The sequence below is a fragment of the Negativicoccus succinicivorans genome (genome assembly GCF_018373335.1).
Taxonomy (GTDB): Bacteria; Bacillota; Negativicutes; order Veillonellales; family Negativicoccaceae; genus Negativicoccus; species Negativicoccus succinicivorans_A.
On sequence record NZ_JAHAHH010000095.1, the window covers coordinates 1 to 3,870 of the forward strand.

Consider the following 3,870-nt stretch of genomic DNA (forward strand, 5'->3'; position numbering starts at 1 on the left):
TTGGCCGGGTGTTGGTAAGCCGGTACAAATGACAGGTCCGGTAGTAGAGGTATTCAGTGGCGAATATAAAGGAATCGGAGAAAACGATGATAAATGTACGATTAATTAATATCGGATTTGGTAATATGGTTTCGGCCGCGCGACTGATGGCGATCATCAGTCCGGAGTCGGCGCCGATCAAGCGCATGATTCAAGAAGCTCGTGAAGAGAGAGTTCTGGTAGATGCAACATATGGCCGAAAAACGCGCGCCGTTCTGATTATGGACAGCGGACAGATTATTCTATCGGCCATACAGCCGGAAACAATTGCTAATCGCCTACATGAGTTCGGTGAAGAATGGGATGAAGAAAAAGAATGAGCGCGGAGCATAAACATGACGAAGGCGTTCTTTTAGTAGTTTCCGGTCCTTCCGGTGCAGGCAAGGGCACGATTTGTGATGCGCTGCGCCGACTTCATCCGGAAATTCGTTACTCTATTTCGGTCACTACCCGGCCACAACGAGTCGGTGAGGTTGACGGGGTCAATTATTTTTTTACTTCCGTCGATAAGTTTAAAGATATGCTGCAACAAGATGCCTTCCTTGAATATGCCGAAGTTTATAACAATTACTACGGCACACCGAGAAAGCAAGTACTTGATTTGGTTCATGAAGGTAAAACGGTCTTACTTGAGATCGATATTCAAGGCGCAATGCAGGTCAAGAAAAAATATCCCGAAGGGATTTTTATTTACATTGTCCCGCCGTCTTTACAGGAGCTTTCTCATCGTCTATATGCTCGGGATACTGATTCCAAGGAAGTGATCCAAATGCGTCTTGCGAAAGTGATTAGCGAGCTTGAGTTGGCGCACCAATATGACTACATCGTTGTCAATGATAAATTGGATGAGGCCGTAGACAAGGTTCGCGCCATTATGGTGGCAGAGCGTTGTAAACTGTCTCGTAATAAAGAGCAAATCGATACTATTTTTGAAAAGTATATTACCAGGGAGGTTATGTAGTTATGGTATTCCCATCAATTGATGACTTATTGGAGCGTGTAGATAGTAAATATACCTTAGTTTCTATGGTGGCTAAACGAGCACGCGAACTTACCGAAGGCGCTGAGGCCTTGGTAGAAGCGGATGCGAAAAAGCCGACAACGATTGCTTTAGAAGAAATTTATTACGGTAAAGTCAAGAAAGCGGCTACCCATCCGGCGGGAAATATACAATAATGGGACGCTTACAAGGGAAAAAAGTAGTTCTTGGTGTAAGCGGCGGCATTGCTGCTTATAAAGCACTTTTTTTGGTTCGAGAGCTGCGTCGACATGGCGCGGAAGTTCATGTGATTATGACGGAACACGCAACGAAGTTGGTGACGCCGCTTTCTTTTCGTGAACTTTCCGGTCAGCCGGTTACGACAACGATGTGGGGAGAGATTACCCATTGGAATGTAGAGCACATTGCTCTGGCCAACTTGGCAGATGTTTTCGTCTTGGCACCGGCGACCGCAAATTTAATTGGCAAAGTAGCCAACGGGATTGCCGATGATATGCTGACGACAACCGTAATGGCAACACCTGCCCCGGTAGTTGTCGTGCCGGCGATGAATACCCGAATGTACGAAAATCCTTTTACGCAAAGCAATTTACAAAAGTTGGCCAGTGCGGGCTATACCGTCATCGAACCGGAATCGGGGGATATGGCTTGCGGCACAAACGGTAAGGGACGTTTCCCGGCCGTAGAGACAATCGTTGCCACCATTGAAAGAGTGGCATCGCAAGGTTTGTTACGAGGTAAAAAAGTGGTTGTCAGCGCCGGTGGGACACGCGAGGCTATTGACCCGGTACGATATCTCTCCAACCGCTCCAGTGGCAAAATGGGGTATGCGGTAGCCGCTGCTGCAGCTTGCCAGGGAGCCGAAGTGGTCTTGGTCAGTGCTGCAACATCGCTGCCGGAAGTTCCCGGTGTACGTATCGTTCATGTCAATAGCGCACGGGAAATGAAAGACGCCATTGATGCCGAATTTGATACTGCCGATATTGTTGTCAAAGCGGCAGCTGTTGCAGATTATCGCCCGGCGAAAACCGCATCTCAAAAAATCAAAAAACAGGACGACGATATGCAAATCAAGCTGGTACGTAATCCTGATATTTTATATGAACTGGGCCAACGTAAAAAGCAACAAATTTTGATTGGGTTTGCGGCGGAAACCCAAAATGTTTTGGAATATGCCAAGGGCAAATTGGTCAAGAAAAATTTGGATATGTTGGTGGCCAATAATGTAGCTGCCCCCGGCGCCGGTTTCCAGACGGAGACTAACATCGTAACGTTTGTCTATCGTGACGGCAGTCACGAATCTTTGGATATCATGACTAAAGACCGGGTAGCGGAAGAGATCATTAAACGGGCCGCGGAATTGGTGAGCGCTTGCAAAAAATAGCATAATATCATAAAATAATAACTGTACTCATCCAGAGTGGTGGAGGGATTCGGCCCGCAGAAGCCACAGCAACCGGTTCAATTCGGTGCTACATCCGACAGGCAACTGGAAGATGAGGGAAATCCCTCATGGAGGGATTTTTTTATGCAAAAGGAGCGAATATTTTGGCAGAAAGAGAATTTTTCACTTCGGAATCGGTAACGGAAGGACATCCGGATAAAATTGCCGATCAAATTTCAGACAATATTTTGGACGCGATTTTGGCACAGGACCCGGATGGACGAGTTGCCTGTGAAACAGTAGTCAGCACCGGTTTAGTACACGTTGTTGGTGAAATATCAACATCTTGCGATATTGATATCAATAAAATTATTCGTGAAACGATTCGGCGCATCGGTTATGATCGTGCGAAATATGGATTTGATGCGGATACTTGCGGGGTGTTGGTATCTATTGATGAACAGTCGCAAGATATCGCTATCGGTGTAGACAGCTCGTGGGAAGCAAAAGAAAAAAGTGAAGACCGCTTTGACGAAATCGGTGCCGGGGACCAAGGCCTGATGTTCGGCTATGCAGTTCGCGAAACGCCTGAATTGATGCCGTTGCCGATCTCGTTAGCACATCGTTTGGCGCGACGTTTGGCGGAAGTTCGCAAGGACGGTATTTTGCCGTATTTGCGTCCGGACGGTAAAACACAAGTAACCGTAGAATATGTGGATGGTAAGCCGGTACATATTGATACAATCGTTATCTCGACACAGCATAGCCCCGAAGTAGAGATAGCAGAATTGCGTGACGATATTATCGAGCAGGTCATCAAGCCTATTTTGCCGGATAACTTGTATGACAATAAAATGAAGCTCTATATTAATCCTACAGGGCGCTTTGTCATTGGCGGTCCGCAAGGCGACGCCGGCTTGACCGGTCGTAAAATTATTGTGGATACCTATGGCGGGATGGCTCGTCACGGCGGCGGTGCATTTTCCGGTAAAGATCCGACAAAGGTGGATCGCTCGGCTGCTTATGCAGCACGCTATGTGGCGAAAAACATCGTTGCGTCGGGGATTGCGGATCGGTGTGAAATTCAGCTGGCATATGCGATCGGTGTGGCACACCCGGTATCGATTTTAGTTAACACCTTCGGCACGGGGAAAGTTCCCAACGAAAAAATCACAGATCTGGTTCGTACTCATTTTGATTTACGCCCGGCAGCGATCATTCATGATCTTGATTTAAAACGCCCGATTTATGCACAGATAGCGGCGTATGGCCATTTTGGCAGAACGGATATTGATTTACCCTGGGAACACACCGATAAGGCAGATAAATTGCGTAAAGATGCGGGATTATAAGAAGACGGTACATGCCGTCTTCTTTTTCACATAGGAGAAGCTATGACGGTAGCGGAAATTATCATTAATCGACCGACTAAACATTTGCAAAAATG

General features: G+C 46.9%; 5 protein-coding genes and 1 riboswitch. All 5 genes read left to right on the forward strand.

Annotated elements, in window-relative coordinates:
- The first annotated feature begins 89 nt into the window (after positions 1 to 89).
- The 5 genes from remA to metK all read left to right on the forward strand — a co-directional run bounded on the left by remA (position 90) and on the right by metK (position 3,775).
- Complete coding sequence (gene remA / locus KH813_RS06215) at positions 90 to 359, forward strand: extracellular matrix/biofilm regulator RemA (protein ID WP_303994488.1); 270 nt, start codon at positions 90 to 92, stop codon at positions 357 to 359.
- Positions 356 to 1,000, forward strand: coding sequence for a guanylate kinase (gmk, locus tag KH813_RS06220; protein ID WP_024048876.1), 645 nt, complete (start codon positions 356 to 358; stop codon positions 998 to 1,000). The genes remA and gmk overlap by 4 nt, the downstream gene beginning before the upstream one ends.
- 2 nt (positions 1,001 to 1,002) lie before the next feature.
- Complete coding sequence (gene rpoZ / locus KH813_RS06225) at positions 1,003 to 1,215, forward strand: DNA-directed RNA polymerase subunit omega (RefSeq protein WP_024048877.1); 213 nt, start codon at positions 1,003 to 1,005, stop codon at positions 1,213 to 1,215.
- Positions 1,215 to 2,423 carry a bifunctional phosphopantothenoylcysteine decarboxylase/phosphopantothenate--cysteine ligase CoaBC gene (coaBC, locus tag KH813_RS06230; protein WP_303994486.1) on the forward strand — a complete coding sequence of 403 codons (1,209 nt, stop codon included), beginning with the start codon at positions 1,215 to 1,217 and terminating at the stop codon, positions 2,421 to 2,423. Before rpoZ ends, coaBC begins: the two co-directional genes overlap by 1 nt.
- A gap of 24 nt (positions 2,424 to 2,447) precedes the next feature.
- Positions 2,448 to 2,542: riboswitch (SAM riboswitch) on the forward strand.
- A 45-nt stretch (positions 2,543 to 2,587) separates the two neighbouring features.
- Positions 2,588 to 3,775 (forward strand): methionine adenosyltransferase, encoded by a 1,188-nt coding sequence (gene metK / locus KH813_RS06235; RefSeq protein WP_303994487.1) that lies wholly within the window; start codon positions 2,588 to 2,590, stop codon positions 3,773 to 3,775.
- Positions 3,776 to 3,870 lie beyond the last annotated feature (95 nt).